General features: G+C 69.2%; 25 protein-coding genes. 7 read left to right on the top strand and 18 right to left on the bottom strand.

Annotated features, from left to right (window positions below; genetic code table 11):
• Positions 1-160: 160 nt before the first annotated feature.
• From J2X41_RS15745 to ybaK, 3 genes are all read left to right on the top strand, one after another.
• Positions 161-1,666, top strand: a complete 1,506-nt coding sequence (locus J2X41_RS15745; RefSeq protein WP_310082965.1) for a tryptophan 7-halogenase — start codon at positions 161-163, stop codon at positions 1,664-1,666.
• A 377-nt stretch (positions 1,667-2,043) separates the two neighbouring features.
• On the top strand, positions 2,044-4,515 hold the full coding sequence (locus tag J2X41_RS15740) for an exo 1,3/1,4-beta-D-glucan glucohydrolase (protein WP_310082964.1): 2,472 nt from the start codon (positions 2,044-2,046) through the stop codon (positions 4,513-4,515).
• Positions 4,516-4,722: 207 nt separating this feature from the next.
• A complete protein-coding gene (gene ybaK, locus J2X41_RS15735; RefSeq protein ID WP_310082963.1) occupies positions 4,723-5,196 on the top strand; it encodes a Cys-tRNA(Pro) deacylase in 474 nt (157 codons plus the stop codon).
• Here ybaK and J2X41_RS15730 read toward each other — a convergent pair.
• From J2X41_RS15730 to J2X41_RS15710, 5 genes are all read right to left on the bottom strand, one after another.
• On the bottom strand, positions 5,193-6,146 hold the full coding sequence (locus J2X41_RS15730) for a bifunctional helix-turn-helix transcriptional regulator/GNAT family N-acetyltransferase (RefSeq protein WP_310082961.1): 954 nt from the start codon (positions 6,144-6,146) through the stop codon (positions 5,193-5,195). The two genes, ybaK and J2X41_RS15730, sit on opposite strands and share 4 nt — an antisense overlap.
• Before the next feature lie 135 nt (positions 6,147-6,281).
• Positions 6,282-6,512 carry a DUF5961 family protein gene (locus J2X41_RS15725; protein ID WP_310082960.1) on the bottom strand — a complete coding sequence of 77 codons (231 nt, stop codon included), beginning with the start codon at positions 6,510-6,512 and terminating at the stop codon, positions 6,282-6,284.
• A 99-nt stretch (positions 6,513-6,611) separates the two neighbouring features.
• The gene (locus J2X41_RS15720) at positions 6,612-7,490 is read right to left on the bottom strand and encodes an alpha/beta hydrolase (RefSeq protein WP_310082959.1); all 879 of its coding nucleotides are present in this window, start codon (positions 7,488-7,490) and stop codon (positions 6,612-6,614) included.
• Positions 7,491-7,790: 300 nt separating this feature from the next.
• The gene (locus tag J2X41_RS15715; RefSeq protein WP_310082958.1) at positions 7,791-9,365 is read right to left on the bottom strand and encodes a response regulator; all 1,575 of its coding nucleotides are present in this window, start codon (positions 9,363-9,365) and stop codon (positions 7,791-7,793) included.
• 56 nt (positions 9,366-9,421) lie between these two features.
• Positions 9,422-12,370: a PAS domain-containing protein gene (locus tag J2X41_RS15710; protein ID WP_310082957.1), complete on the bottom strand. Its 2,949-nt coding sequence runs from the start codon at positions 12,368-12,370 to the stop codon at positions 9,422-9,424.
• 125 nt (positions 12,371-12,495) lie between these two features.
• Here J2X41_RS15710 and J2X41_RS15705 point away from each other — a divergent pair, with 125 nt between their 5' ends.
• A complete protein-coding gene (locus J2X41_RS15705; protein WP_310082956.1) occupies positions 12,496-12,858 on the top strand; it encodes a hypothetical protein in 363 nt (120 codons plus the stop codon).
• Here J2X41_RS15705 and gyrB read toward each other — a convergent pair.
• The 5 genes from gyrB to J2X41_RS15680 form a co-directional block, all read right to left on the bottom strand.
• Positions 12,855-15,347 carry a DNA topoisomerase (ATP-hydrolyzing) subunit B gene (gyrB, locus tag J2X41_RS15700; RefSeq protein WP_404979943.1) on the bottom strand — a complete coding sequence of 831 codons (2,493 nt, stop codon included), beginning with the start codon at positions 15,345-15,347 and terminating at the stop codon, positions 12,855-12,857. The two genes, J2X41_RS15705 and gyrB, sit on opposite strands and share 4 nt — an antisense overlap.
• The gene (gene recF, locus J2X41_RS15695) at positions 15,344-16,522 is read right to left on the bottom strand and encodes a DNA replication/repair protein RecF (RefSeq protein WP_310082955.1); all 1,179 of its coding nucleotides are present in this window, start codon (positions 16,520-16,522) and stop codon (positions 15,344-15,346) included. The genes gyrB and recF overlap by 4 nt, the downstream gene beginning before the upstream one ends.
• Positions 16,523-16,580: 58 nt before the next feature.
• A complete protein-coding gene (locus J2X41_RS15690; RefSeq protein ID WP_310082953.1) occupies positions 16,581-16,736 on the bottom strand; it encodes a hypothetical protein in 156 nt (51 codons plus the stop codon).
• Between the two features lie 67 nt (positions 16,737-16,803).
• Positions 16,804-17,553 carry an SDR family NAD(P)-dependent oxidoreductase gene (locus J2X41_RS15685; RefSeq protein ID WP_310082952.1) on the bottom strand — a complete coding sequence of 250 codons (750 nt, stop codon included), beginning with the start codon at positions 17,551-17,553 and terminating at the stop codon, positions 16,804-16,806.
• 78 nt (positions 17,554-17,631) lie between these two features.
• The gene (locus J2X41_RS15680) at positions 17,632-18,006 is read right to left on the bottom strand and encodes a VOC family protein (protein ID WP_310082951.1); all 375 of its coding nucleotides are present in this window, start codon (positions 18,004-18,006) and stop codon (positions 17,632-17,634) included.
• Positions 18,007-18,178: 172 nt separating this feature from the next.
• Between J2X41_RS15680 and J2X41_RS15675 the strand changes: the two genes are divergently transcribed.
• Positions 18,179-18,307, top strand: coding sequence for a hypothetical protein (locus J2X41_RS15675; protein ID WP_310082949.1), 129 nt, complete (start codon positions 18,179-18,181; stop codon positions 18,305-18,307).
• Positions 18,308-18,340: 33 nt separating this feature from the next.
• Here the strand turns inward: J2X41_RS15675 and J2X41_RS15670 are convergent, their stop codons facing one another.
• The 3 genes from J2X41_RS15670 to msrA all read right to left on the bottom strand — a co-directional run bounded on the left by J2X41_RS15670 (position 18,341) and on the right by msrA (position 20,785).
• The gene (locus J2X41_RS15670; RefSeq protein WP_310082948.1) at positions 18,341-18,763 is read right to left on the bottom strand and encodes a hypothetical protein; all 423 of its coding nucleotides are present in this window, start codon (positions 18,761-18,763) and stop codon (positions 18,341-18,343) included.
• Positions 18,764-18,987: 224 nt separating this feature from the next.
• The gene (dnaN, locus tag J2X41_RS15665) at positions 18,988-20,106 is read right to left on the bottom strand and encodes a DNA polymerase III subunit beta (RefSeq protein WP_028040494.1); all 1,119 of its coding nucleotides are present in this window, start codon (positions 20,104-20,106) and stop codon (positions 18,988-18,990) included.
• Positions 20,107-20,266: 160 nt separating this feature from the next.
• A complete protein-coding gene (gene msrA, locus J2X41_RS15660; protein ID WP_310082946.1) occupies positions 20,267-20,785 on the bottom strand; it encodes a peptide-methionine (S)-S-oxide reductase MsrA in 519 nt (172 codons plus the stop codon).
• Positions 20,786-20,883: 98 nt separating this feature from the next.
• Here msrA and J2X41_RS15655 point away from each other — a divergent pair, with 98 nt between their 5' ends.
• Complete coding sequence (locus tag J2X41_RS15655) at positions 20,884-21,354, top strand: low molecular weight protein-tyrosine-phosphatase (protein ID WP_310082945.1); 471 nt, start codon at positions 20,884-20,886, stop codon at positions 21,352-21,354.
• 156 nt (positions 21,355-21,510) lie between these two features.
• Here J2X41_RS15655 and grpE read toward each other — a convergent pair whose 3' ends face one another.
• Together grpE and hrcA are read right to left on the bottom strand one after the other, a co-directional pair.
• A complete protein-coding gene (gene grpE / locus J2X41_RS15650) occupies positions 21,511-22,146 on the bottom strand; it encodes a nucleotide exchange factor GrpE (protein WP_310082944.1) in 636 nt (211 codons plus the stop codon).
• Between the two features lie 8 nt (positions 22,147-22,154).
• The gene (gene hrcA, locus J2X41_RS15645) at positions 22,155-23,231 is read right to left on the bottom strand and encodes a heat-inducible transcriptional repressor HrcA (RefSeq protein WP_310082943.1); all 1,077 of its coding nucleotides are present in this window, start codon (positions 23,229-23,231) and stop codon (positions 22,155-22,157) included.
• A 113-nt stretch (positions 23,232-23,344) separates the two neighbouring features.
• Here hrcA and rph point away from each other — a divergent pair, with 113 nt between their 5' ends.
• Positions 23,345-24,067, top strand: coding sequence for a ribonuclease PH (gene rph, locus J2X41_RS15640; protein WP_310082942.1), 723 nt, complete (start codon positions 23,345-23,347; stop codon positions 24,065-24,067).
• Between the two features lie 190 nt (positions 24,068-24,257).
• Here rph and J2X41_RS15635 read toward each other — a convergent pair whose 3' ends face one another.
• The 3 genes from J2X41_RS15635 to J2X41_RS15625 form a co-directional block, all read right to left on the bottom strand.
• Positions 24,258-24,488, bottom strand: coding sequence for a helix-turn-helix transcriptional regulator (locus J2X41_RS15635; RefSeq protein WP_028040500.1), 231 nt, complete (start codon positions 24,486-24,488; stop codon positions 24,258-24,260).
• A 23-nt stretch (positions 24,489-24,511) separates the two neighbouring features.
• The gene (locus J2X41_RS15630) at positions 24,512-25,045 is read right to left on the bottom strand and encodes a DUF2975 domain-containing protein (protein ID WP_310082941.1); all 534 of its coding nucleotides are present in this window, start codon (positions 25,043-25,045) and stop codon (positions 24,512-24,514) included.
• Between the two features lie 338 nt (positions 25,046-25,383).
• Complete coding sequence (locus J2X41_RS15625) at positions 25,384-25,974, bottom strand: glutathione S-transferase N-terminal domain-containing protein (RefSeq protein ID WP_310082940.1); 591 nt, start codon at positions 25,972-25,974, stop codon at positions 25,384-25,386.
• Positions 25,975-26,001 lie beyond the last annotated feature (27 nt).

The raw sequence follows: 26,001 nt of genomic DNA, 5'->3' as shown, positions 1-26,001 counted from the left end.
CGTCCGACGCGCTCCGAGGATTTGAGTTGGAACCTTCGACCGGTCGGGCGAAGGTTCCCCGGCGAGGCGGCGGCTCATCCCCCGTCGCCCGCCGAGCGCCTGGCGCCGGCCGGCCCTGAGCTGGCCGGCGCCGCTTCTTCTCTCGTCTCGGGAGGACGTCATGAGCGACAGGTCCATCCGCTCGATCGCCATCGTCGGCGGCGGCACGGCCGGCTGGATGGCGGCCTGCCTGCTGAGCCAGACTCTGCGCGGTACCGGTTGCGCCATCACCCTGGTCGAGTCGCCCGACATCGGCACGGTGGGGGTCGGCGAGGCGACCATCCCGCCGATCTTCGACTTCCTGAAGCTGATCGACGTCGATCTCGACGCCTTCATTCCGGCTGTCCAGGCCACGTTCAAGCTCGGCATCAAGTTCGACGACTGGCGCGCGATCGGCGACAGCTACTGGCATCCGTTCGGGACCTTCGGCGTGTCGATCGATCGCCGGCCCTTCCACCACATGTTCCACAAGGCGCGCGCCCAGGGGCTGGACCCGACGGTGCCGCAGTTCAGCCTGGCCGCCGCCCTGGGCGACGCCGGCCGGCTGGCCCATCCCGATCCGCGCATCCCCGGTCCGCTGGCCGGCCTGCGCCAGGCCCTGCATTTCGACGCGGTCCTGGTCGCCCGCTTCCTGCGCGACCACGCCGAGCGCCGCGGCGTGCGGCGGCTTGAGCGCGAGGTGGCCGAGGCGCGGCTGCGCGACGACGGCTTCATCGAAGCCCTGGTCCTGAAGGGCGGCGGCGAGCTGGCGGCCGACCTCTATATCGACTGCAGCGGCTTTCGCGGCCTGCTGATCGAGCAGGCCCTGGGCGCCGGCTACGAGGACTGGACGCGCTGGCTGCCCTGTGACCGCGCCCTGGCCGCGCCCACCGCCCATGCCGGCCCGCCGCCGCCCTACACCCAGGCCGTGGCCCAGGACGCCGGCTGGCGCTGGCGGATCCCGCTGCAGCACCGGGTGGGCAACGGCTATGTCTATTCCAGCGCCTTCATCGACGACGGCGCGGCCCAGGACGAGTTGCTGACGGCGATCGGCCAGCCCCTGGCCGAGCCGCGCAAGCTGAGCTTCACCGCGGGTCGCCGCAAGACGATGTGGAGCCGCAACTGCGTGGCCCTGGGCCTGGCGTCCGGTTTCCTGGAGCCCTTGGAATCCACCAGCATCCACCTGGTGTGCAGCGGCCTCTACAAGCTGCTGGACCACTTCCCGGACCGCGACTTCGCCCCCGTCAACATCGCCGCCTACAATCGCGCCCTGGCCGACGAGTACGAAACCTATCGCGACTTCATCCTGCTGCACTATTGCGTGACGGCCCGCGACGACACGGCGTTCTGGCGCGAGCGGGCCGCCACGCCCTTGCCCGATGGCCTGGCCGAGCGGCTGGAGCTCTATCGCGCCTGCGGCCGGGTCGACGCCAAGCCCGGCGAACTGTTCACCGACCTGTCCTGGTTCTACATCTTCGAGGGCATGGGAGTGACGCCCAGGGCCTATGACCCGCTGGTCGAGGCGTCGAATTTCGAGCAGGTGCGAGCCATCCTGCCGGACCTGACGGCGCGGATCGACACGGTCGTGGCCCAAAGTCCCACCCACGAGGCCGCCCTGGCCGCCATCGTCCGCCGCAGCGCCGCCTGAGCCATGGCGCACCGCGAGACCTGCCCGCCCGGTATCGTTCACACTTTCACTAGACAGCGCTGTCAATTCGTGATGAGGTCACGGTGTCAGAGAGGCGCCAGCCTCCGCTTCAGGGAAGGAAACCACCCCAGGCCCGCGCGCCCGACGGCGAGCGGCGTCCACTCCATTCCGATCCGTCCCGTTCCAGCGCCGAACTGCCGGCGGGGACGACGCGCCTTCGCCAAACCCTCCGGCGGCGGCGCGCCCTGGATCCCCTTTCATCGGGGGCTCTCCAAACTCCGGCGCGACGATGTTCTCCCCGTCGCGCCGGTTCTTTGCCGCGCAATGTCCGCCGGCGCCCGCACCCGCGCGCCCGGGCCGCTTCCCGAAGGTGTTGAATGACCGTCCGCTCCCGTCGTCCTGCGATCTCGGCCCTGCTCGCCTCGACCCTCATTGCCTCGGCCGGCCTGGCGAGCGCTCCGGCCTACGCCCAGTCCAGCGTCGCCCATCCGGCCCAGTGGCCCGTGGCCGCCAGTCCGGCGGCGATCACCGACGCCAAGACCGAGGCCTTCATCAGCCAGCTGATGGGCAGGATGAGCGTCGAGGAAAAGGTCGGCCAGACCATCCAGGGCGACATCGCCTCGATGACCCCGGCGGACCTGGAAAAGTACCCGCTCGGCTCGATCCTGGCCGGTGGCAACTCGGCCCCGGGCGGCAATGACCGCGCCCCGCCCAAGGCCTGGACCGACCTGATCGACGCCTACCGCAAGCAGTCGCTGGCCGCCCGGCCGGGCCATGTCCCCATTCCCCTGCTGTTCGGCATCGATGCCGTGCACGGACACAACAACATCGTCGGAGCGACGATCTTTCCGCACAACATCGGCCTGGGCGCCATGCGAGATCCGGCCCTGATCGGCCGCATCGGCCAGGCGACGGCCGAGGAGGTGGCGGTGGTCGGCGGCGACTGGACCTTCGGCCCGACCGTGGCCGTGCCGCGCGACGACCGCTGGGGCCGCAGCTACGAGGGCTATGCCGAGGACCCCGAGGTGGTGAAGTCCTATTCGGGCCCCATGACCCTGGGCCTGCAGGGCGCGCTGAAGCCGGGGCAGCCCTTGGCCGCGGGCCATATCGCCGGGTCGGCCAAGCACTTCCTGGCCGACGGCGGCACGGAGGGCGGCAAGGACCAGGGCGACGCCAGAATCCCGGAAGCCGAGCTGGTGGCGATCCACGCCCAGGGCTATCCGCCCAGCATCGACGCCGGCATTCTGACGGTGATGGCCTCGTTCTCCAGCTGGAACGGCCAAAAGATCACCGGCGACAAGAGCCTGCTGACCGACGTGCTGAAAGGGCGGATGGGCTTCCAGGGCTTCGTGGTCAGCGACTGGAACGCCCACGGCCAGCTCGCCGGCTGCACCAACACCAGTTGCCCGCAGGCGATGAACGCCGGGCTCGACATGTACATGGCCCCCGACAGCTGGAAGGGCCTTTACGACAGCACCCTGGCCCAGGTGAAGGCGGGCGAGATCCCGATGGCGCGGCTGGACGACGCCGTGCGGCGGATCCTGCGGGTCAAGGTCAAGGCGGGGCTGTTCGAGCGCGTCGCGCCCACCGTCCAGGGCCGCTTCGATCGCCTGGGCGCGCCCGAGCACCGCGCGATCGCCCGCGAGGCGGTGGCCAAGTCGCTGGTGCTGCTAAAGAACGACGGCGTGCTGCCGGTCAAGCCGGGCGCCAAGGTGCTGGTGGCCGGCGCCGCCGACGACATCGGCAAGGCCTCGGGGGGCTGGACCCTGACCTGGCAGGGCACGGGCAACAAGAACAGCGACTTCCCGCACGGCCAGTCGATCTGGGGCGGGATCGAGCAGGCGGTGAAGGCCGCCGGCGGCCAGGCGGAGCTGGCGCCCGACGGCAAGTTCGCCACCAAGCCGGACGTGGCCATCGTGGTGTTCGGCGAGGACCCCTATGCCGAGTTCCAGGGCGACGTGACCAATCTCGGCTACCAGCTGGGCGACAAGGCCGACCTGGCCCTGCTCAAGCGGCTGAAGGCGCAGGGCATTCCGGTGGTGTCGGTGTTCCTCTCGGGCCGTCCCCTGTGGGTGAACCCCGAGATCAACGCCTCGGACGCCTTCGTCGCCGCCTGGCTGCCGGGCAGCGAGGGCGGCGGCGTCGCCGACGTGCTGGTGGCCGGCCAGGACGGCAAGCCCAAGCGCGATTTCCAGGGCAAGCTCGGCTTCTCCTGGCCCAAGCGCGCCGACCAGGGGCCGTTGAACCGCGGCCAGCCGGGCTACGATCCGCAGTTCGCCTATGGCTACGGCCTGTCCTACGCCAAGCCGGGCAAGGTCGGCGTCCTGCCCGAGGTCGCGGGCGATGTGGCCGCCGCCGGCAGCGTCGACCGCTATTTCGTCGACGGCCGGCTGCCCGCGCCCTGGCGGATGGACTTCGTGGGGGCGGGCTCGGTCAAGGCGATCGACGCCGGGGCCCAGGAGAACGCCCGCCAGGCGACCTGGAGCGGGCAGGGCACGCTGGCCATCCACGGCCCGGCCGTCGACCTGTCGCGCCAGACCACCGGCGACATGGCGGTGATGGTCCGTTACCGGATCGACGCCGCTCCGACCGGTCCCGTGACCCTGGGCATCGGCTGCGCCGACGACGCCTCGTGCGCCGGAACGATCGACGTCACCTCCGCCGTCAAGGAAGCGCCGCTGAACGCCTGGCAAAGCGTCAAGATCAAGCTGTCCTGCTTCCAGGCGGCCGGCGCGAAGATGGACCATGTCACCGCGCCGTTCGTGGTCGGCGCCGGCGGGCCGTTCTCGCTGTCCCTGACCGAGGTGCGACTGGCCTCGAACGAGGGCGACGCGATCTGCCCGAAGTAGGGCGTGTGCGGAAGTTGGAATTCCGTAGGGGTTGTCATCCTCGGAAAGCGCGCAGCGCTTGTCCGGGACCCAGGTGAACCGCACCGCATCAGCCCAGTCCCCTGGGTCCCGGACAGCCTCTGCGAGGCTTCCGGGATGACAACCGTGGAGGGGCCGGCCCAAGCCTGGGTCTGGCCCGGCGCGGGCGGGCTTGGCTATAGTGGCGCCATGTCCCGCACCACGCCCGCCACCCTCGCCCTGACCAAGGCCGGGGTCGATTTCACGGTCCATGCCTACGACTACGATCCCGACGCCGACAGCATCGGCCTGGCCGCGGCCGCCGCCTTGGGCGAGGCGCCCAGCCGGGTGCTCAAGACGCTGATGGCCCTGGTCGACGGCAAGCCGGTGCTGGTCATCGTCCCCTCCGACCGCGAGGTGGCGATGAAGAAGCTGGCGGCGGCGGTCGGCGGCAAGTCGGCCCAGATGATGAAGCCCGCCGACGCCGAACGGATCAGCGGCTACAAGGTCGGCGGCATCAGTCCGTTCGGCCAGCGCAAGCCACTGCCGGCGGTGATCGAGGCCGACGCGCTGGCAGAGGAGCGCGTCTACATCAACGGCGGCCAGCGCGGCCTGCAGGTGCGGCTCGACCCGAACGCGGCGCGCGAGGTGCTGAAGGCGACGGCGGCGCAGGTTTCCTCTTAGGCTCGATACCGCATCGCCACGTCGCACCGCTCATAGCGGCTGCCGAACAGCGCCATGATCTCGGCGTCGTGCTGGAAGCCCAGCTTCTCGTAGAGATGGATGGCCGCCGCGCACTTGCGGTTGGTCAGCAGGTACAGCCGGTCGGCCACGCCCATGGCCCTGGCCCGGTCCAGCGCCGCCGCCAGCAGGAACTCGCCGACCTTTCGGCCGCGCGCCGCTTCCAGGACGCCCATCTTGGTCAGCTCGAACCAGCCGTCCTTCATCTTCATGATGGCGCAGGTCCCCACCACGCCGAGGTCGGGCGTTTCGGCGAACAGCACCGCGCCGCCCTTGTCGACGATCAGCGCGCGCGGGTTCTCCAACAGGGTGACGTCGTTTTCCTCGAGGGCGAACATCTGCGAGATCCAGGCGGCGTTGATCGCGTAGAAGGCTCCGGCCAGGTCGTCGGAGAAGTCGCGGACCGCAAGGCCGCGCGCCGAGGTCACGCGGTCGACCAGCGACCTGGCGTCGAGCCGCGCCTCCAGGGCCGCGATCTGGTCGAGCAGCGCCTGCTCGCCGCCCTCGCAAAGCTCGGTCACGGCCGCCGCGACGCGGGGCCAGATCTCGCGCTGGGCCGCGCCGATCACCCGCGCGCCGTCCTCGGTCAGCGACAAGGTCTTGTGGCGCAGGTCGCGGGCCTCGCGGCTGACCCCGACCAGACCCTGGTCCACCAGGCCCTGGACTGTGCGGGTGATGGTCGGCTGGCTGAGCCGCAGGCGCTGGGCCAGGGCGCCGATCGTCAGGGCGCCGTCCTGCTTCAGCGCCGCCAGCAGCACCTGTTGCGCGGGCTGGATCGGCAGGTCGTGCGCCTGGAGCACGGCCGTCGCCTCGGCCTGGAGCCGGTCGGAGAGCCGCTTGAGCCGGCTGCCGAGAAAGGCTGGCCCAAGGTCGGCGAGGGTGTCTGGGGTCATCACGCGCCTCATCAATATAGCGCGCTATATATAGCCTATGTGGGAACGGGAGCAAGCAGCGGGTTACACCCGACCGCGCCGCCGCGGGCGCATTGTTCCACCGACGATCTTCGCCGGCGGCCGAGCCTTCAAAGACTATGGGGGGCAAGGCGCGGCGTCGCCGCTGTCCAGGTCGATCCGATAGCAAAGCTCCAGGCCGCTGTCGGCCTCGCGGACGATGACCGAAACCTCGTTGCCGGCGTCGACGGGCGGGCGCCACATCTCCACGAACGCGATCGCCGCGTCCTCGAAGCTGGCGGCCTCCACGGCGTGGCCATGGCTACGGTCGTCGCGAGCGTGGACGCGATAGGTCTGGATCTCGGGCATTCGGTCGCTCCTCCATCCCGGAAACGCCCGAATCCGCGAATGGATTCATTCGCGCGGGAGCCGGATCGCAAATGCAGGTCTGGTTTGACGTTCGGATGCTCACCCATTCGGCCGCGGGCCGAGCGTACGCTCCAGGAACGGCCTCATGCGGCGAACGACCGCCTCGAGCTGAACCTCAAGCAGCCAATGGCCGCCGTCTAGAAGGTGGAGCTCGGCGTCGGGAAGGTCGCGCAGATAGGCCCGCGCGGACGCTTCGGGCATGTAGCCGTCCTGCGGTCCCCACAAGATGAGCGCCGGCGGCCGGTGCTCGCGCAGATAGGCCTGGTAACGGGGAAACCAGGCGAGGTTCTGCTGCAGCCCGGCCAGGACATCGACCGTGATCTCCTTGCGCCGCGGCGTCATCAGGGCCCAATGCAAGGTCCAGAGGTCGGGCGAAATCAGGTCGGCCAGTTCGGGCCGCACGTCGTTGAGGAACTCCGCCTTGAATTCCTGCTCGGTGACGGCCTTGGCCAGCGCCGCCCGCGCTTCGGCTTCGGGGCGGCCGAGAATATCGAAGAGCCCCTCGTACTTCGGCCCGAACGCGTCCTGATAGATGTCGCCGTTCTGGATGATCAAGGCCGTCACCGCCTCCGGCCGCATGATCGCCAGCCGAAGGCCGATCTGCGAGCCGAAGTCATGGAGATAAAGCGCGAAGCGGTCGACGCCCAGATCGTCGAGGAAGCGCGCCAGGAACGCCGCGTATCCGTCGAAGTCGTAGGCGAAGCCAGCGGGGGTGTCGCTGTAGCCGCAGCCGGGAAAGTCCGGCGCCAACAAGCGCCAGCGATCGGAGAGCGCCGGCATCAACGCGCGAAATTCGTACGACGAGCAGGGATAGCCGTGCGGCAACAGGATCACCGGCGCGTCGGCGGCGCCCGCCTCGCGGTAGAAGACCTCGTACCCGTCGAGCTTGAGCCGCCTATGATTTACCGCAAGATCCACCTGAAGCTGCTCCGCCCTGAGGGTGGGCCCCAGGTCGGAAACTGGCTCATTGCGTTCGAGTTCCCGTGCAACGAACGTCGCTCCGGCTGATCCAAACGGCGCCCAATACCCTCAGGACAGCCTGAAAGGCCGCCGCACGCCGAAGGTCCGCCAATGTGAGACCGCTGCTCACGTGGCGATGTGCACGTCCCAGGCGGAGCGACCCAGAAAGCCTCCCATCTTTTTCGCCGCGCAGCCGATCGCGTATCGACTCCGACCTTCCCGTAAAACGGATGTCCGCGGCGAGATCGCAGTGCGCGATCACCCGCCCTGCCGCGCGATCAGATCGACCACCATGCGTCCAAGCGCCGAGACCACGACCGGTTTGCGAACCAGCGGCGCGTCCTCGATGTCGTCCAGGGCCAGGGTGTCGGCGTAGCCGCTGCAGAACACCACCGGCAGACCCGGCCGCAGGGCCCGGGCCCGCTTGGCGACTTCCGCCCCATTCATGCCGGGCATGGCGTAGTCCACCACCAGGGCGTCGGGCGGGTCGCGGCGCAGCGCCCGGAGGCCGGTCTCGCCGTCCGCGGCCTCGGCCACTTCGAAGCCCTCCAGGCGCAGGCCGTCGACCAGGATCTGGCGCACGGCGTCGTCATCGTCGACCACCAGCAGCCGGACGCCCTCCGCCCCGCCTTCCAGGATCTTGGACGCAGCGGCCTTGGGCGGCGCCTCCAGCACGGCCGGCGCCGCCGTGCGCGGCAACACCATGGTGACCGTCGTGCCCAGCCCCGGCGCGCTGTCGATCCTCACCTCGCCGCCGCATTGACGGGCGAAGCCGTAGACCTGGGCCAGGCCCAGGCCGGTTCCCTTGCCCCGCTCCTTGGTGGTGAAGAACGGCTCCAGGGCCCGGGCGGCGACCTCGCTCGACATGCCGGTCCCGGTGTCGCGCAACCAGACCGCCACGGTCGGTGCGACAGTGTCCTCGACGGTCAGGCCCAGGGTGACATCCCCGCCGTCCGGCAAGGCGTCGCGGGCATTGATCGCAAGATTGACGACGGCCAGTTCGAGCTGGTCCGGATCGGTCAGGGCCCAGACGTCGTCGTCGCCCGGGTCGAGGTTGAAGCGGACCGTGGGGCCGGCGGCCTGGGCGAAGATCGACTGACACGCCTGGAGCGCGCCGCGTATCTCCGTGGGCCGCAGATCGAACCGCTGGGTGCGTGAAAAGGCCAGGAGCTCGCCCGTGACCTTGGCGCCCCGCTCGGTCGCCTGCCGAGCGCAGTCGACATATTTGCGGCCGACATGTTCGGGATCCAGCCGCTTGTCGAGCAACTGCAGCGCCCCGTCGATCGCCATCAGCAGGTTGTTGAAATTGTGGGCGACGCCCCCGGTCAGCCGGCCGACCGCCTCGAGCTTCTGGGCCTGCATCAGCGCCTGTTCGGCGCGCAGCCGTTCGGCGGCCTGGGCTTCGAGGTCGCGCAGCGCTGCTTCGAGCTGGGCGGTGCGTTCGCGCACGCTGCGTTCCAGCGCGGCGTTCTCGGTTCGCAGCCGGCGCACGGTCAGGGCCCGCGACAGGACCGGCAGGATGACGCTCATCTTCAGCGGCTTGAGAATGTAGTCGAGCGCGCCGGTCTTCATCGCCTCGACCGCCGTGGCGATCGTGCCGTCGCCGGTCATGATCACCCCGACGAGGTCCGGGTCGCGCCGCTGGGCCTCGCGCAACAGGTCGACCCCGCCGATCCGCGGCATCGACAGGTCGGCGAGCAGCAGGTCGAACTGACCGGCCTCCAGGCCCGCCAGGGCCGCCGTCCCGTCGGTGAAGCCGACAGGGTCGTAGCCGCGATCGCTGAGGGTGTCGCGCAGCGCCTCGACGATCGCCGGCTCGTCGTCGACGATCAAGATCCGAGGCCGCCGCGAACCCACTGCGCCTGTCGCTTCCATGCCGCCGCCTTCCATCAGCCTTCCCCAGCCGGACAATGCTGCGCCAGGGCCGCCCGCAGTTCGCGCAGCTTGGGCGGCTTGCTCAGGATCCGATCGACATGCGGCGAGATCTCCGCGTCGGCCGCCAGGCCCTGACCCCAGCCGGTGAGCAACAGCACCGGCATGGACGGCGACAGAGCCTTGATCGCCGCCGCCACCTTGCGACCGTCGACATAGGGCATGCCCAGGTCGGTGATCACCGCGGCGAACGCTTCGCCGCGATGGTGGGCGGCGCTGAAGGCGTCGATGCCGGCCTGGCCGTCATTGGCGATCGTCAGGTGGTGGCCGTCGGCCTCCAGGGTGTCGCCCAGGGCCTTGAGCAGCACCGGGTCGTCGTCGATCAGCAGCAGGCGCAGCCGGCTGGGCAGGACCGGCGCAACGACCTCGCCGGCCGGCGTCGACACGTGGGCTGGAACCGGGAAGCTCAGGCTGACCAGCGTCCCCCCGCCAGGGGCCGGGCGAATGTCCATCTCCGCGCCGTGACGCTGGATCACGCCATAGACCATGGCCAGGCCCAGCCCGGTCCCGCGTTCGCCCTTGGTGGTGAAGAACGGCTCCAGGCAGCGCCGGCGCGTCTCCTCGTCCATGCCCACGCCGTTGTCCTGGACCTCGACCGCGACGGCGTCGCCGGCCAGCCGGGTGCGCAGGGTCAGCAGGCCGCCTTCCGGAATGGCGTCGACGGCGTTCAGCACCAGATTGATCAGGGCCTCGCGGATCTCGCTTTCGACCCCGAGCACCGCGGGCAAGTCGACGGCCTGCTCGACCCGGACCTCGATGACCACGCCGCGCTCCATGGCCATGTCGCTCCACCGCGCCCGGGTCAGGTCGACCACCTGCTGCACCAGGTCGTTCAGCGTCACCGCGGCCAGGGCCAGCTGCGGTTCGCGCTGGCGGTAGAACTCCTTCATGCGCGCGATGGTCTGCGACACGTCCTCGACGGCGCGCCGGATGACCTCCAGCCGCCCGCGGCCGTTCGGGCTGAGCCCCGTTTCGGTCTCCAGCATGGACTCGGTATAGAGGGCGACCGGCGACAGGGCGTTGTTGATGTCGTGGGCGATGCCGCTGGCCATCTGGCCCAGGGCCTTCAACCGTTCCTGCTGCAGGATCGCCTGCTGGGACTGGCGAAGGTCGTCATAGGCCGCCTGCAGCGCGCCGTGCAGCTGGGCCTGGTGCGCCGCCAGCGCGACATGCTCGCTCAGCTGGCGCAGGAACTCGCATTCGCCGCTGACGAAGGCTTCGGGCTGGAACCGGGCCACCACCAGCACGCCGAACACCTTGCTCTCGATCTGCAGCGGCGCGCAGACCATCGACCCGAGGCCGCCGCCGGCAAGCCGCTGCGGAAAGGGAAAATGCACCTTGGCGATGTCCGGCTCATAGACCAGGCGCCCGCGGACGCATTGCGAAAGGCCGTTCTGGTCGATGTCGACGCGGGCCCGAACCGGCATGGCCAGTTCGAACGCCAGGGCCTGGCTGTTGACCCCGACGGCGGCGACCGTGAGCGCCCGCTCGACGTCGTCATAGAGGCACAGGCAGGCGAAGTCGGCCGGCAGCTGGTCCTCGACGCTGCGCACGACGACCTGGAAGATGCTCTGGATATCCTGCCGCTGGCCGATGGCGCGGGTGATCTCGTCCAGCAGGCTCAGGCGCTCGAACTGCGTGCGCAGCCGGGTTTCCGCCCGCTTGCGCTCGGTGATGTCGGTCGAGATGCCGAACACCGCATAGGCCTGGCCCGCCTCGTCCCGTAGCGGAGATTTCACCGAAATATAGGCGTGCGGGCCGTCGTCGTGCGGGGCCTCCTCCTCCTCGGTAAGCGGCAGGTCGGCGGCGGCGACGCGCACATCCATGGCCCGGAAGGCGTCGGCGACGTCCTTGGAGAAGATATCGTGGTCCGTGCTGCCGATCATCGCGTCGCGGTCGATATGGAAGATGTCGGCATAGCGGCGGTTGACCATCAGGTAGCGGCCCTCGAGGTCCTTGACGTAGATCACGGCCGGCGAGCTCTCGATGATGGCGTCGAGCAGCCGTTGGCTCTGGCGGCGCGCCCGCATCTCCTCTTCCAGGGTGGCGTTCGCCGCTTCGAGCTGCACCGTTCGTTCGACCACGCGCTGGTCCAGTTCGGTGTTCAGCCGCGACAGCGCCGCCTCGGCGCCGAGGCGCTCGAACATGTCGCGCGAGGCCACCTGTATGGCCGAAAGCAGCAGGACCAGAAAACCGCCGGCCCGGCCCAGGTGGGCGACCATCGCCGGTCCGTCGGCCGGCGCGCGCGAATAGAGCATCACGACATTGGCCGCCACCAGCGTCCCGGCCATCCAGGCGAGCGGGCTGGCCAAGCGATCGAGGGCGCGCAGCCGCCACGCCGCCACGCCGACGCCCGCCCACAGCAACGGCGCCAGGACCAGGGCCGGGCGAGTGACGCCCAGCAGGCCGGGCGGCAGATAGGTCGGCAGGTGCTGAAAGGCGACGAACAGCCCCGCGCCCAGGACGGTGATCACCAGGGCGTACCGGGCCATCCCGCCGGTGACGCCGCGCCGCAGCCGCCATAGCGCCCAGCCGACGCCGATCGGCAACAGGTGGGTGGCCGGCGGCCAGGTGGCGGGACGCAGCATCGCCTTCGATCGCGCGATCACCGCCATCGACCCCGACCATTCGACGGTCACCAGCACATGGATGACCGCCAGCACGAAGGTGGCGGCGAAGGTGATGGCGAGCCATTTCGGAAACGACGTCCCCGCGTGCTGCCCCATGTCCCAGAGCAACAGCGCCACCACGCCCAGCAGCAGGGCCAGGCTGGTGTCCAGAATGGTGTGCAGGTCCGGATAGTCGCCAGGGCCGATCGCCAGCAGGGCGCCGCCCGTGAGCGCGACGGCGGCCAGGGCGATCGCCGCGGCCCGAGGCAGGGGCAGTTCGGTGTCGGTCTGGCTCATGCTCCCCGCTCTCGGCCGCTTCGCTCACCGGCGCGCCACAATCAAGCTTACGCGCATTGGTGGTGATTGGGAGAGGTATTACAGCTTCAGATACCGATGGACGTCGACGCCGAACACTCGGCTGCATGGTGCGCTGGAGCGACAAGCCTGATCGCTTCCTGCTGACCAATCACCACGTGCTTACGGCGCCCGAGATGGAGGGCGACAATGTCTCCATCTACGAGGGCGAGAAAGGAAGCTGCAGCAAGCCGGGCGCCAATGCCGTGCTCGACGACGCGCACAGGTTCGACGGCCGGGTCTTCTCGCTGAAAGGCGCTTCCGGCTCGCTGGTGGTGGACAACCAGGGCAAAAGTGTCGGGCGCCTGGACGCCGGGGGCATGAAGGCCTTCGACACGGTCGGCCAGGGCTTCGTCGACCTGCCCATCGGCATCACCGTGGCCCAGTTCATCGTTCCGGCCTTGGCCCACCCCAGCTACGCGGCTTTTTAGACGTCCACCTCGGCGTCCAGGGCGTTTTCCTGGATGAACTCGCGGCGGGGCTCGACCAGGTCGCCCATCAGGCGGCTGAACATGTCGTCGGCGTCGTCGGCGTGGTTGACGCGCACCTGCAGCAGGGTGCGGGCCTCGACGTCCAGGGTGGTTTCCCACAGCTGGTCGGGGTTCATCTCGCCCAGGCCCTTGTAGCGTTGGATCGACAGGCCCTTGCGGCCGGCGTCGAGCACCGCGCCCACCAGGTCGAGCGGGCCGCGCACGGTGGTCGACTTGTCCTTGCGGCGGAAGATCGCCGAGCCCGAGAACACCTCGGCCAGAGCGCCGGCCCGTTCGGCCAGGCGGCGGGCGTCGGCGGCGTGCAGCAGGCCGTCGTCCAGCACCACGCTTTCGGTGACGCCGCGGCGGACGCGCTTGAACACATAGGCGGTGTCGCCGCGCTCGCCCGACCACGGGCCGTCGCCTTCTTCCGCATACAGATCAAGACGCCGGGCGGCGGCGGCGATGTCCGGCGTGTCGCCGAACAGGCCAGCCAGGGCCGCCTGCTCGATGGCGAAGGCCGGGGCGCGCTGCGACAGGCGGTCGATATTGCCCTTGGCCTGGCGGCACAGCTGGACCAGGGCCAGCAGGTCCTGGCTGGTGCGGCGCTCGCCCGACGGCAGGTCCAGCTCGGCGCCGTCGACGCCTTCGTCGACCAGGAAGGCGTCCATCTCGCTGTCGTCCTTCAGGTAGCGCGACGACTTGCCCTTGGCGGCTTTGTACAGCGGCGGCTGGGCGATGTAGATGTAGCCGCGCTCGATCAGCTCCGGCATCTGACGATAGAAGAAGGTCAGCAGCAGGGTGCGGATGTGGGCGCCGTCGACGTCGGCGTCGGTCATCAGCACGATCTTGTGGTAGCGCACCTTGTCCGGGTTGAAGTCGTCGCGGCCGATGCCGGCCCCCAGGGCGGTGATCAGGGTGCCGATCTGGTCGGACGACAGCATCTTGTCGAAGCGGGCGCGCTCGACGTTGAGGATCTTGCCGCGCAGGGGCAGGACGGCCTGGTTGTCGCGGTTGCGGGCCTGCTTGGCGCTGCCGCCGGCCGAGTCGCCCTCGACGATGAAGATCTCGGACTTGGCCGGGTCGCGCTCGGAGCAATCCGCGAGTTTTCCCGGCAGCGAAGTGATGTCGAGGGCGCTCTTGCGGCGGGTCAGTTCGCGGGCCTTGCGGGCGGCCTCGCGGGCGGCGGCGGCCTCGGCGATCTTGGAGACGATGGCCTTGGCCTCGTTTGGGTGCTCCTCGAACCAGGTGGCCAGGCCTTCCTGCACCAGGCTCTCGACGGCCGGGCGCACTTCGGACGAGACCAGCTTGTCCTTGGTCTGCGAGCTGAACTTGGGGTCGGGCACCTTGACCGACAGCACGCAGGTCAGGCCTTCGCGGGCGTCCTCGCCCCCGACATTGACCTTCTCCTTCTTGGTGATGCCCGAGCTCTCGGCATAGCCGGTGATGATCCGCGTGAGCGCGCCGCGGAACGCCGACAGGTGCGTGCCGCCATCCCGCTGTGGAATGTTGTTGGTGAAGCACAGCATGTGCTCGTGGTAGCTGTCGTTCCACCAGACAGCCAGGTCGACCTCGACCTTGTCCTTGCGGCCGCGGATGACGATCGGGGTCTTCAGCAGCGGGGTCTTGGCCTTGTCGAGGTGGCGCACGAAGGCCTCGATGCCGCCCTCGTAGTGCAGCTTCTCTTCCCAGGGCTCGGCGTCGCGCAGGTCGCGGAAATAGATTGTCACGCCCGAGTTCAGGAAGGCCAGCTCGCGCAGGCGATGCTCCAGCGTCTTGCGGTCGAACTCGATGAAGGCAAAGGTTTCCAGGCTGGGGAAGAACGTCACCTCGGTGCCGGTCAGGGTCTCGCCGGCCTTGGGACCGTCGGCGCGGACGGGCGAATCGCCGGTCTGGGCCAGCGAGGTCACCGCGTCGCCGCGCTCGAAACGCATCTGGTAGCTGTGGCCGTTGCGGTGGATCTTCAGTTCCAGCCAGTCGCTGAGCGCGTTGACCACCGAGACGCCCACGCCGTGCAGGCCGCCCGAGACCTTGTAGCTGTTCTGGTCGAACTTACCGCCGGCGTGCAGTTGGGTCATGATGACCTCTGCCGCGCTGACGCCCTCGCCCTCGTGGATGTCGACCGGGATGCCGCGGCCGTCGTCGGTGACCGTGACCGAGCCGTCGGCGTTGAGGATCACCTCGACCTTGGTGGCGTGGCCGGCCAGGGCCTCGTCGATGGCGTTGTCGACCACCTCATAGACCATGTGGTGCAGGCCCGAGCCGTCGTCGGTGTCGCCGATGTACATGCCGGGGCGCTTGCGCACCGCGTCCAGGCCCTTGAGCACCTTGATGGAGTCGGCGCTGTATTCGCCGGTCATCACTTCGGGGGCCGACATTTCCGAACCGTCCGCGGTGGTCAGGCGATCGGTGTTGGCGTCGGCTTCAGGGCCTTTGGTCTCTTCGGTCATACGTCTTCCAATGCGGTCAGGCCGAGTTCGCTGACGCGAACGCCGAGAGCCCGACCTTTCAGATGGTCGAACAGCGACTCGTCGGTGCCTGTCAGAAAAGCCTGCAGGCCGAGCGCCGTGATTTCGTCGGCCAGAGCGGCCCGCCTTTTCAGGTCGAGATGCGCGGCGACTTCGTCGAGCAACAATATAGGATTCGGTGCGTCGTTCGCACGCGAAAGTCGCGCCGCCTGGGCCAAAACCAGGTTCAGAATCAGCGCTTTCTGCTCTCCGGTCGAACATTCCGCGGCGGGACGGTCCTTGTCGACGTGGTGGATGGCCAGATCGCCCCGGTGCGGGCCGGTCAGGGCGCGTCCGGCGGCCCCGTCGCGAGGGCGGGCCGCCGCCAGGGCGGCGGCGAGCCGGGCCTCGATTTCGCTGGTCTCGACGCCCTCCAGCGCCAGTCTTTCCCACTCGCCGGTCAGGGCCAGGCGGGCGCGGGGGAAGGGGCGGTCGCCGCGGCCGTCGATCTCGGCCTGCAGGGCCAGCAGGGTGCGGGCCCGGGCTCCTGCCATCAGGGATCCGGCCTGGCCCAAGCGCGCTTCCAGGGCGGTCAGCCAGATGGCGTCGGCCGGCTGGCTGGTCTCGGCCGCGTCGGTCAGCAGCCGCATGCGCTCGCGCTGGGCCTTGTCGTAGGCGTTGGCGTGGCGGGCGTGGTCGGGCTCGCCGGCGAACACTAGGCGGTCGAAGAACTTGCGGCGCTCGCCGGCCGCCTCGAGGAACAGCCGATCCTGGGCCGGGGTCAGCCAGATCGGGCGGACGTGGTCGGCCAGACGGCCTGGGGGCACGGTCTCGCCGTCGATGCGCACGATGCGGCGCGCGGCCCCGGCCAACTCGACGCCCGTGCCCAGGCGGACGGGCTCGTCGTCGCCAGGATCGGTCTGAGGCGCCTGGGCCTCGGCCGCGACCGCCCAGGCCCGCCCCGTCGCTTCGCCCGGCAGGCGGCGGCCGACCTCGGTCAGGCTCGAGCCGCGCAGGCCCTTGCCCGGCGACAGCAGGCTGATGGCCTCCAGCAGGTTGGTCTTGCCCGCCCCGTTGGGTCCGAACAGGTAGACGCTGGCGCCCTCGGGACGCAGCCGCGCGCGCTCGTATGAGCGGAAGTCGGTCAGGGTCAGCGAAAGAAGGGCGGCGCGGCTCACCCGCGCCTTCTAGCCTATTCGGGCCGCAGGTCTAAATCCGTCGATGCGCGGAAACCGGTCAGCCCTGGTCGCGGCGCCGACCGACGCTGGCGTGGGCCATCAGCTGCGGCGGACCGCGCAGCGCGTGGAGCATGTGCGGGGCGCCCAGCAGGACGAGCAGCCAGGCGGCGCCACTGAACGCGACGACGCTCATTCGTTCCCAGATCACGCGCATGGCGGACTCCTTCGGCGAGGATCGCTGGCTAGGCCCGCATCATGGCGGAACTGGGTCGAAGCCGGGCCTACCGCTCCTGGTCGGTGGAGCGCATCAGGATCTCGTTGATGGTCACGTGGGCCGGGCGGGTGACGGCGTAGAGGATGGCGTCGGCGACGTCCTCGGCGGTCAGCTGGCGCATGGCCGCGGCGGCCTCGTTGATGGTGGCCTGGATAGCGTCGACGGCGATGTGGTCGCGCAGCTCGGTGGCGGCCATGCCGGGCGAGATCACCGTGACCCGGATGTTGCTCTTGTGGACTTCCTTGCGCAGGGATTCGGAGAAGCCCAGCACGCCGAACTTGGTGGCCGAATAGGCGGCGGCCAGGGGATTGGAGACGTGGGCGGCGGTCGAGGCGATGTTGACGACATGGCCGTCCTGGCGAGCGGTCATGCCGGGCAGGGCGGCCTGGGTGGCGGCGATCAGGCCCAGCAGGTTGAGCTCGATCATCGACCGCCAACGGGCCAGGTCCGCGCTCGCCACCGGCTCCAGGTACATGACCCCGGCGTTGTTGATCAGGATGTCCAGCTGGCCGAAGGCGGCTTCGGCCTCGCGGACGGCGCGCTGGGCCTGGGCTTCGTCGGTGAAGTCGGCGACGATGACCTTCGCCTGGCCGCCCGCCTCGGTGATCCGCCGGGCCAGGGCTTGCAGGCGGTCCTCGCGCCGCGCCGCCAGGGCGACCTTGACTCCGGCCCGCGCCAGGCCCAGGGCCACGGCCTCGCCGAAACCCGACGACGCCCCGGTGACCAAGGCGGCGCGGCCGCTGATGTCCATGCCCATGGGGAATGCTCCTCGCCGGCGCCGGAATGGCGCCTGGGCGAGGATATGGGGGTCCGGCCCCCGATCGGAAGTCGAGCCTCAGCCGAACTTGTAGCCGCAGAGCTTGTTGCCATCCAGATCGCGGAAATAGGCGAAATAGGCGCCCGGCATGCGCTCTCCGGGCGCGCCCTCGCAGCGTCCGCCCAGTTCCAGGGCCTTGGCGTGGAAGGCGTCGACCGCCTCGCGGCTCTCGAAGTCGAAACCGCCCATCACGCCGTTGCCGACGCAGGCCGGCTGGCCGTCATAGGGGCCGAGCACGCCGAACAGGCCCGTGCCCTTGCCGCGGTAGAGCCGCCCGCCCGACGGGTGCTCGAAGACGCCGCTCATGCCGATCGATCCCAGCAGGGCGTCGTAGAAGGCCTTGGCCTCCTCGAGCCGGTTGGACCCCACCGTCATGTAGCTGACCCTGGCCATGCCCGCCGCCTCCCGTTTTCTTATGCAACGGAGGCTAGCACGGGCGACGACGCCGGCAAGAGGCCACCTTTGGCGCCGGGATTCGCGCGCAAGTCGTCGCAGGAACCGGAAGTTGCTTGCGCGACAAGGTTTCTATGTTCTGAATAGCGGTAACAGACCCTGGGGAGGGGACATGAAACTCAAGGCTTTGGGCGCGTCGCGCCAATGGTGGCAGAACAATCCCGAACTCGGCATCGCGATCGGCTGGGCGGTGATCTGCGGCAGTCTTTGGCTGGCCGTGCGGGTTCTCGGGCTCGCCTGAGGTCGTTGGCGGCGTCCGCGAGCCGACCTGCCTCTAGCGATGGGCGTTCATCTTGAAGCGCGGGATCAGCACGCAACGGGGCTGACCGTCCAGGATCGCCACGCGGGCCGCATAGCGTGACGGCGGCGCGAAATAGTGGCGCTCGCCGCCGGTTTCGACGCCCAGGAAGACAGGCCCCGTGAATTGGCAGACGGGATGCAGGCCCGCTCCATGTTCGTCGGGCCGCCGGGTGCACATCATGTGGCCGACCCGATATTCGAAGCTCGCCCCGTCATACCGCGTGACCTGAGCCGTTCCCCAGGCGCGCTGGTAACTGGCTTGATCCAGGGGCGGGCAGGGCGGGCCTCTAAGGCTCCAGAAGGTCGCCTCGTCCGTCGATGCGTCCTTCTGGGCCAGATAGAACGCGGCGCAGAGGCCCAGCGACGCGGCGATCACGACCCACCCGCCCAGGCTCATGCCGCTGTCGAGGATGTTTCGACGCCCGCGCCGTCCGGCCTCGGCGCTTTGGCTCGAGAGTGGCCCCTTCGGATCGCCCAATCGTCCCCCCGCGTCTTGTGGACACAGTGGGAGGGGACTTTGGGGAGTCCGTCAATCCTGGATTGATTGGCCGAGAGGTTTGAAGTCCGCGGCAAAACGGGCGCACGCGGCGCCCGTTTCCAGAAGATTCGACGCTGGAAGCCCTACACCCGCAGCGGCATCAGCACGTATTTGACGCCCGGATCGGTCGGATCGACCACCAGGGTGGGCGAGGCCGGGTCGGCGAAGCGGAACTCGGCGATCGGGCCGCCGATCTGGCCGCAGACGTCCAGCAGGTAGCGGGCGTTGAAGCCGATCTCGAAGGCTTCGCCGTCGTAGTCGACCTCGACCTCTTCCACCGCCTGGCCGGCTTCCATGTTGCGGACGGTCAAGGTGATGCGGCCGGGCTCGACGGCCAGCTTCACCGACCGGCTCTTTTCGGCCGAGATGGTGGCCACCCGGTCGACGGCCTTGGCGAACAGGTCGTTGTCCAGGGTCAGTATCTTGGCGTTGTCGCGCGGGATGACGCGCAGATAGTCCGGGAAGGCGCCGTCGATGACCTTGGAGGTCAGGGCGGCGCGGCCGAACTCGAAGCGGACCTTCTGGGCCGAGACCTGCAGGTCGACCTGCTCGCCGGCCGATTCCATCAGGCGGCGGGCCTCCTGGATGGTCTTGCGCGGCACGATGATGCCCGGCAGGCCGGCCGCGCCCTCGGGGGCGTCCATCTCGGCCAGGGCCAGGCGGTGGCCGTCGGTGGCCACGGCGCGCAGCTTGGTCACGCCGCCGTCGTTGACGGTGTGCAGGTACAGGCCGTTCAGATAGTAGCGGGTCTCTTCGGTCGAGATCGCGAATCGGGTCTTGTCGATCAGCCGGATCAGCTCGTTGGTGTCGACCGAGATGCGGCCCGACAGGCCGTCGCTGCTCATCACCGGGAAGTCGCCGGCCGGCAGCACCGGCAGGTTGAAGCGCGAGCGGCCGGCCTGGATCACCAGGCGCGGGTCGTCGCCGCTGAAGCTGAGCGAGACGTCCGAGCCGTCGGGCAGCTTGCGGACGATTTCATACAGGGTGTGGGCCGGGGCGGTGATCTGGCCGGGCACGTCGATCTGGGCCAGGCCCTCGTCGATGATCTCCATGTCCAGGTCGGTGGCCGAGAACGACAGGGTGTCGCGATCGGCCGACAGCAGGATGTTCGACAGGATCGGGATGGTGTTGCGGCGCTCAACGACGCTCTGCACGTGACCCAGCGCCTTCAGCAGCGCCGCCCGCTCGATGGTAAGCTTCATATCTCGGTCCAGGTCCCAGGGCCGCCGCCGACAGAGAGAATCCCCCGCGGCCCCGCAATGAATGGACTTGCGACATTAGCGTAATCGCGCCGCTGGGGAAGAGGGGGCGCGCGACGGGGTGCGGCGAAATGCGCGCCCCGTCTTGCAAGGCCGATCCGGCCTAGACGGCCGCGGCGCGCTCGGCCTTGGTCGGCAGGGTCCAGCCCGGGCGGATGAAGTGGCAGGTGTAGCCGTTGGGGATCCGTTCCAGATAGTCCTGGTGCTCGGGCTCGGCCTCCCAGAACGGGCCGGCGGGAGCGACCTCGGTCACCACCTTGCCCGGCCACAGGCCCGAGGCGTCGACGTCCTCGATGGTCTCCTCGGCGACCCGCTTCTGCTCCTCGCTGGTGTAGAAGATCGCCGAGCGGTAGCTGAGCCCGATGTCGTTGCCCTGGCGATTCAGGGTGGTCGGGTCGTGGATCTGGAAGAAGAACTCCAGGATCCGGCGATAGCTGATCACGGCGGGATCGAAGATGATCTCGATCGCCTCGGCGTGGGTCCCGTGGTTGCGATAGGTGGCGTTGGGCACGTCGCCGCCGGAATAGCCGACGCGGGTCTTCAGCACGCCGGGATAGCGGCGCAGCAGGTCCTGGACGCCCCAGAAACAGCCGCCGGCGAGGATCGCGGTCTCGGTGGTCATGGGGTGATGTCCTTTCATCGTCAGCGTGGGCGAGGCTACATGTTGGGCCTGACGGCCGTGCGCGCAAGCGGCGCGGCCTTTTGCTGGAAAGGCTGCCCGTGCCGCGACCCGCCGTGCTGTTCGTTTGTCTTGGAAACATCTGCCGCTCGCCCCTGGCCGAGGCGGCTTTCCGCCAGGAAGCCGCGCGGCGCGGGCTGGACGTCGAGGTCGATTCGGCCGGCACCGGGTCCTGGCACGTCGGCCATCCGCCCGACCGCCGGGCCCAGGCGGTGGCGCTGCGGCGGGGGATCGACATCTCCGGCTATCGCGGACGGCAGGTGACGCCCGACGACTTCCGCCGGTTCACCCACATCGTCGCCCTGGACCGCGCCAACCTGGCGGACCTGAAGGCCCTGCGGCCGGCCGACGCGACGGCCGAGCTGCTGCTGTTGCTGGATGTGGTCGAAGGGCGCCAGGGCAAGTCGGTGGCCGATCCCTACCTTGGCGAGGACGCCGACTTCGACGTGACCTGGGCCGACGCCGTGGCGGGGGCCAAGGGCTTGGCGGACCGGATCGAGGGCAAGGGCTGAGGGCTTGCCCTACACGCTACAGAAGTTGTCATCCCGGAAGCGCGTAGCGCTGTCCGGGATCCAGGTGAACCGCACCGTATCAGCCCAGTCCCCTGGATCCCGGACAGCCTCTGCGAGGCTTCCGGGATGACAACCAAATTGCAGCTCAGGCCGACCTCAAGCCTTCGTGTCGAAGGCCCCGCCGGTATCCGCGTCGGTGTTGGCGTAGGGGTTCGCCGCGCCCGCCGTCGGCTCGGCCGGCGCGTCGGGGCCCTTCGAGCCCTTGGCGGCCACGGCCACCATGGCCGGGCGGACCAGGCGGCCCATCAGCTCGTAGCCGGCCTGCAGCACCTGGATGACGCCGCCGGCCGAGACCTCGTCCGAGGGCTGCTCCATCACCGCCTGGTGCAGGTGGGGGTCGAACTTCTCGCCCTTGCCCGGGTCGATCTTCTTCAGGCCGTTGCGCTCGAAGGCCGCCAGCAGCTCCTTCTCGGTCATCTCGACGCCGATGATGAAGTTGGTCACCGCCGCGTCCTGCGACTCGCGCGGGCTGTGGGCGGTGGCGCGCGACAGGTTGTCGGCCACGCCCAAGAGGTCGCGGGCGAACTTCTGGATCGCGTAGGCGCGGGCGTCGTTCATCTCGCGCTCGGCCCGGCGCTTGGTGTTCTCCGCGTCGGCCGCGTAGCGCAGCGCCTGGTCCTTCAGCGCCGCCACTTCCAGCTTCAGCGCCTCGATTTCCTGCGACGCGTCTTCCCACGAAGCCTGGTCGGTATCGAAAGCCACGTCTTCTGCCGGCGTCTGTTCGTCGGTCATCTCGTCCTCTATCCGTCCATCATCCGGCCAAGCACGCGGGCGGTATAGTCCACCAGCGGGATCACCCGGGCATAGTTTAACCGGGTGGGGCCGATCACGCCGATCGCCCCCAGCACCTTCTGTCGGCCCGTCATATAGGGCGCCGCGATCAGGGAGGAACCCGAAAGCGAAAAGAGTCGCGTTTCGGCCCCGATGAAAATGCGCACGCCCTCGGCGGTCCGCACGTCGTCCAGCAGGCCGATCAGCTGGCCCTTCTGCTCCAGGTCGTCGAACAGCCGCCGCACGCGCTCCAGATCCTCGCGGGCGCTGGTGTCGGCCAGCAGGTTGGCGCGGCCCCGGACGATCAGGGCGCGGTCGGCGTCGTCGCCGCCGCTCCAGGCGGCCAGGCCGTCCTCGACCAAACGCGCCGCCGTCGTATCCAGTTCACGCCGCGCCGCGTCCAGCTCGGCGGCCATCTCGACCTTGGCCTCGTTCAGCGTGCGGCCCCGCAGGCGGGCGTTGAGGAAGTTGGAGGCCTCCTGCAGCGCCGCGGGGGTGACGCCGGCCGCTCGCTTCATCAGCCGGTTCTCGACCGTGCCGTCGTCGAACACCATGATCGCCAGGGCCTGGTCGGCGCCCAGGGCCACGAACTCCACGTGCTTGACCCCGCCCTCGCGGACCGGCGCCACCACCACCCCGGCCCCGCCGGCCAAGCCCGACAGGATGGCGCTGGCCTCGCCCATCGCCTCCTCGAACGAGCGGCCGTGGGCGAACAGCCGCGACTCGATGGTCCGCCGCTCCTCCTCGCCGATGTCGCCCACCTCCAGCAGGCCGTCGACGAACATCCGCAGGCCGGCGTGGGTGGGGATGCGCCCGGCGCTGGTGTGGGGGGCGTCCAGCAGGCCCAACTGGGCCAGGTTCTGCATGGTGTTGCGGATCGAGGCCGGCGACAGCGCCACGCCGCCGCGCGAAATCGTCCGCGAGCCGACCGGTTCGCCGGTCTCGAGATAGGATTCGACCACCCGCCGGAAAATGTCGCGGGCGCGGGCGTCCAGGTCGGTGAGACTGGGAGTCTGAGCGGAAAAACCCGAAAAAAGCTGTGTCATCTAGCCTTCGAACGCGCCCTGGCGGGCTCCCCAGGTTCCGACGGGATTGGACGACCCCGCTGAAGTTAGGATAAGCGGCCCCATCCTATCACGCAAAGCCCCGGAGTTGTTCCATGCGTCCGTCCGAACGCGCCCCCGACCAAACGCGCGAAGTCACGCTGGAGACCGGCGTCAACCGCTATGCCGAAGGCTCGTGCCTGGTCAGCTTCGGCCACACCAAGGTGCTGGTCACCGCCACGGTCGAGGAAAGCGTTCCGGGCTGGATGCGCAACAAGGGCGCCGGCTGGGTCACGGCCGAGTACGGCATGCTGCCCCGGGCCACGCATACGCGCGGTCGCCGTGAAGCGGCCCAGGGCAAGCAGAGCGGCCGCACCCAGGAAATCCAGCGCCTGATCGGCCGCTCCCTGCGCGCCGTGGTCGACATGAAGGCCCTGGGCGAGCGCCAGATCAGCCTGGACTGCGACGTCATCCAGGCCGACGGCGGCACCCGCACCGCCGCCATCACCGGCGCCTGGGTGGCCCTGCGCATCGCCGTCAACTACCTGATCGAGGAAGGCGTGCTGAAGACCGACCCGATCCTGGGCCAGGTGGCGGCCGTCTCATGCGGCGTGTTCAAGGACACTCCGGTGCTGGACCTTGACTACGAGGAAGACAGCCAGGCCGAGGCCGACAGCAACTTCGTGCTGACCAACGCCGGCGACATCGTCGAGATCCAGGCCACCGGCGAGAAGCGCGGCTTCACGCGGGCGGAGTTCGAGCAGCTGTTCGCCCTGGCCGAGAAGGGCATCGGGGAACTGTTCGTCAAGCAGCGGGAAGCGGTTTCGGCGGCGAAGTAGGGCTCGCTCGACCACACCCCGAAATAACAGCCGTCATTCCGGGCCTTGTGCCCGGAACCCCTTTGTCCGTCGCAGGTGCGGGAGTGTGGCGCGCCAGCGCGCCAAGGCGCTTCATCGTCAGCTGAACCAGGGGTTCCGGGCACAAGGCCCGGAATGACGTTGAAAAGTGAGCGCGAGAAACGAAGAGCCTTCAGTCCTCCTCGTGAACCTCACCAGGACCCGGCTCATAGGTCATCAGATCCCCCGGCTGGCAGTCCAGCTCACGGCACAGGGCGTCCAGGGTGGTGAAGCGCACGGCGCGGGCCTTGCCGGTCTTGAGGATCGACAAGTTGGCGATGGTCACGCCGACCCGGTCCGACAGTTCGGTCAGCGACATCCGTCGCTCCAGCAGGATGCGGTCCAGTTGCACGCGGATGGCCATGGGGTTCTTTCGTCTCCGCGTCGTCAGATTGTCAGTTCGGCTTCCCGGCGAAGGCGCGCGCCCTCGCGGAAGACCTCGGCCAGAACGAACACCACCAGGACCGGGAACCAGGCGCTGAGGCTGAACGAGCCGTCGACGATCTTGGTGTCCGGCGCCAGCCACTTGGCCAGGGCGGCGAAGATGTAGTGGCCGATCTCCAGGGCGGCCAGGACCAGGCCCACCACCCGCAGGCGGCGGACATTGTCCGGATGGAACGGATCGCCGGCGGTCAGGGTGGAGAACACCCGCCGCAGGCGCTCGACGATCACCATCCAGCCGCCGGACAGCAGCGCCCAGGCGCCCAGGGCGCCGGCGAACAGCGGGCCCTTGCTGATCAGCTCGTCGATCGCGCTGCCGATGTGCAGTTTCGAGGTGATCAGTTCGGGATTGAAGCTGAGCAGCAGCACCGCGACCGTGAAGATCGCCAGCAGGCTGACCCAGACCCACAGGCCCACATAGATCACGTCCAGAATGATCTTCAGGAAACTCGATACCGAGCCAGGCCCCAAGGCGCGCATCCGCTCTTCCCCTCACGCAGAAACGCCGACCATGCCCCGGCGGATCGGGACCGGTCAAAGGCGAGCTGGACCTCGGGTCAGAACGTCTTGATCGCGAAGGTCACGGCGGCCAGCGGCAGACCGGCGATCAGCGTCAGCGTGGCCATGCGGGTGGCGACGGCGTCGACGATGCGGATCAGTCTGGCGGCGGACATGGCGGGCCTTCGGGTCGGGTGCGGGACCGCGCCGGCATGGCGTGTCTCCCAGGTTCCGAAGATAGGGGCCGATTCCGCCAGCGCCAATGTCGCTTATCGATAAACGATATTAAACTTTAGCAATGATCGCGCTCACCGAACGGATTACGCCAGGTGTGGCGCCGTGGCCACCATCGCGCTCCGGCGACTGGCCGTTTCGTACCAGGCCGCCAGGTTCGGGCGGCCCTCGCGCCAGTTCATCACCTGGCGGACGTCCAGGTAGGCCAGCTGGGCGGCGACCGCGATCTCGCCGATCTCGAAGCGGTCGGACGGCGGCGTCTGGCGCTCCAGCAGGTCGAGGGCGGCGACCAGGGCGGCGGCCTGGCGGTCGAACAGATCCTGGCGGTGCGGACCCTCGCGCAGGCGCTCGCGGACGATGGCCAGGGCCGCGTCGCCCATGCCGTCGGCCATGGCCTGGACGGTCAGGGCGGCCCAGCGGGCGGGACCTGCGGCGGGGGTCAGGGCTCTGCCGGCCAAGTGCTCCAGATATTCGCAGATCACCGGCGAGTCGAAGATCGGCGCCCCGTCCTGCGTCAGCAGCACGGGGATCTTCGACAGCGGATTGATCGCTCGCACGCTCTCGTCGGTGTAGGGACTGACCACCACCAGCGCCAGCCGATCCGCCAGGCCCAATTCGAAAGCCGCGACGCGAACCTTGCGGGCGAAGGGCGACATGGGGGAGTAGAGAAGCTGCATGGTCTTGTCCCGGAAAGGAGTCGCGCG

Source organism: Caulobacter sp. BE254 (genome assembly GCF_031457295.1).
Taxonomy (GTDB): domain Bacteria; phylum Pseudomonadota; class Alphaproteobacteria; order Caulobacterales; family Caulobacteraceae; genus Caulobacter.
The sequence above is the reverse complement of the archived record's forward strand: the minus strand, read 5'-3'. Positions and strand labels throughout refer to the sequence as shown.

Bases quoted from the DNA above. Each gene is read 5' to 3' on its own strand.
- J2X41_RS15745 (WP_310082965.1), top strand. From the start codon at position 161: ATGAGCGACAGGTCCATCCGCTCGATCGCCATCGTCGGCGGCGGCACG.
- J2X41_RS15740 (WP_310082964.1), top strand. From the start codon at position 2,044: ATGACCGTCCGCTCCCGTCGTCCTGCGATCTCGGCCCTGCTCGCCTCG.
- ybaK (WP_310082963.1), top strand. From the start codon at position 4,723: ATGTCCCGCACCACGCCCGCCACCCTCGCCCTGACCAAGGCCGGGGTC.
- J2X41_RS15730 (WP_310082961.1), bottom strand. From the start codon at position 6,146: ATGACCCCAGACACCCTCGCCGACCTTGGGCCAGCCTTTCTCGGCAGC.
- J2X41_RS15725 (WP_310082960.1), bottom strand. From the start codon at position 6,512: ATGCCCGAGATCCAGACCTATCGCGTCCACGCTCGCGACGACCGTAGC.
- J2X41_RS15710 (WP_310082957.1), bottom strand. From the start codon at position 12,370: ATGAGCCAGACCGACACCGAACTGCCCCTGCCTCGGGCCGCGGCGATC.
- J2X41_RS15705 (WP_310082956.1), top strand. From the start codon at position 12,496: ATGGTGCGCTGGAGCGACAAGCCTGATCGCTTCCTGCTGACCAATCAC.
- gyrB (WP_404979943.1), bottom strand. From the start codon at position 15,347: ATGACCGAAGAGACCAAAGGCCCTGAAGCCGACGCCAACACCGATCGC.
- J2X41_RS15690 (WP_310082953.1), bottom strand. From the start codon at position 16,736: ATGCGCGTGATCTGGGAACGAATGAGCGTCGTCGCGTTCAGTGGCGCC.
- J2X41_RS15685 (WP_310082952.1), bottom strand. From the start codon at position 17,553: ATGGGCATGGACATCAGCGGCCGCGCCGCCTTGGTCACCGGGGCGTCG.
- J2X41_RS15680 (WP_310082951.1), bottom strand. From the start codon at position 18,006: ATGGCCAGGGTCAGCTACATGACGGTGGGGTCCAACCGGCTCGAGGAG.
- J2X41_RS15675 (WP_310082949.1), top strand. From the start codon at position 18,179: ATGAAACTCAAGGCTTTGGGCGCGTCGCGCCAATGGTGGCAGAACAAT.
- J2X41_RS15670 (WP_310082948.1), bottom strand. From the start codon at position 18,763: ATGAGCCTGGGCGGGTGGGTCGTGATCGCCGCGTCGCTGGGCCTCTGC.
- dnaN (WP_028040494.1), bottom strand. From the start codon at position 20,106: ATGAAGCTTACCATCGAGCGGGCGGCGCTGCTGAAGGCGCTGGGTCAC.
- msrA (WP_310082946.1), bottom strand. From the start codon at position 20,785: ATGACCACCGAGACCGCGATCCTCGCCGGCGGCTGTTTCTGGGGCGTC.
- grpE (WP_310082944.1), bottom strand. From the start codon at position 22,146: ATGACCGACGAACAGACGCCGGCAGAAGACGTGGCTTTCGATACCGAC.
- hrcA (WP_310082943.1), bottom strand. From the start codon at position 23,231: ATGACACAGCTTTTTTCGGGTTTTTCCGCTCAGACTCCCAGTCTCACC.
- rph (WP_310082942.1), top strand. From the start codon at position 23,345: ATGCGTCCGTCCGAACGCGCCCCCGACCAAACGCGCGAAGTCACGCTG.
- J2X41_RS15635 (WP_028040500.1), bottom strand. From the start codon at position 24,488: ATGGCCATCCGCGTGCAACTGGACCGCATCCTGCTGGAGCGACGGATG.
- J2X41_RS15630 (WP_310082941.1), bottom strand. From the start codon at position 25,045: ATGCGCGCCTTGGGGCCTGGCTCGGTATCGAGTTTCCTGAAGATCATT.
- J2X41_RS15625 (WP_310082940.1), bottom strand. From the start codon at position 25,974: ATGCAGCTTCTCTACTCCCCCATGTCGCCCTTCGCCCGCAAGGTTCGC.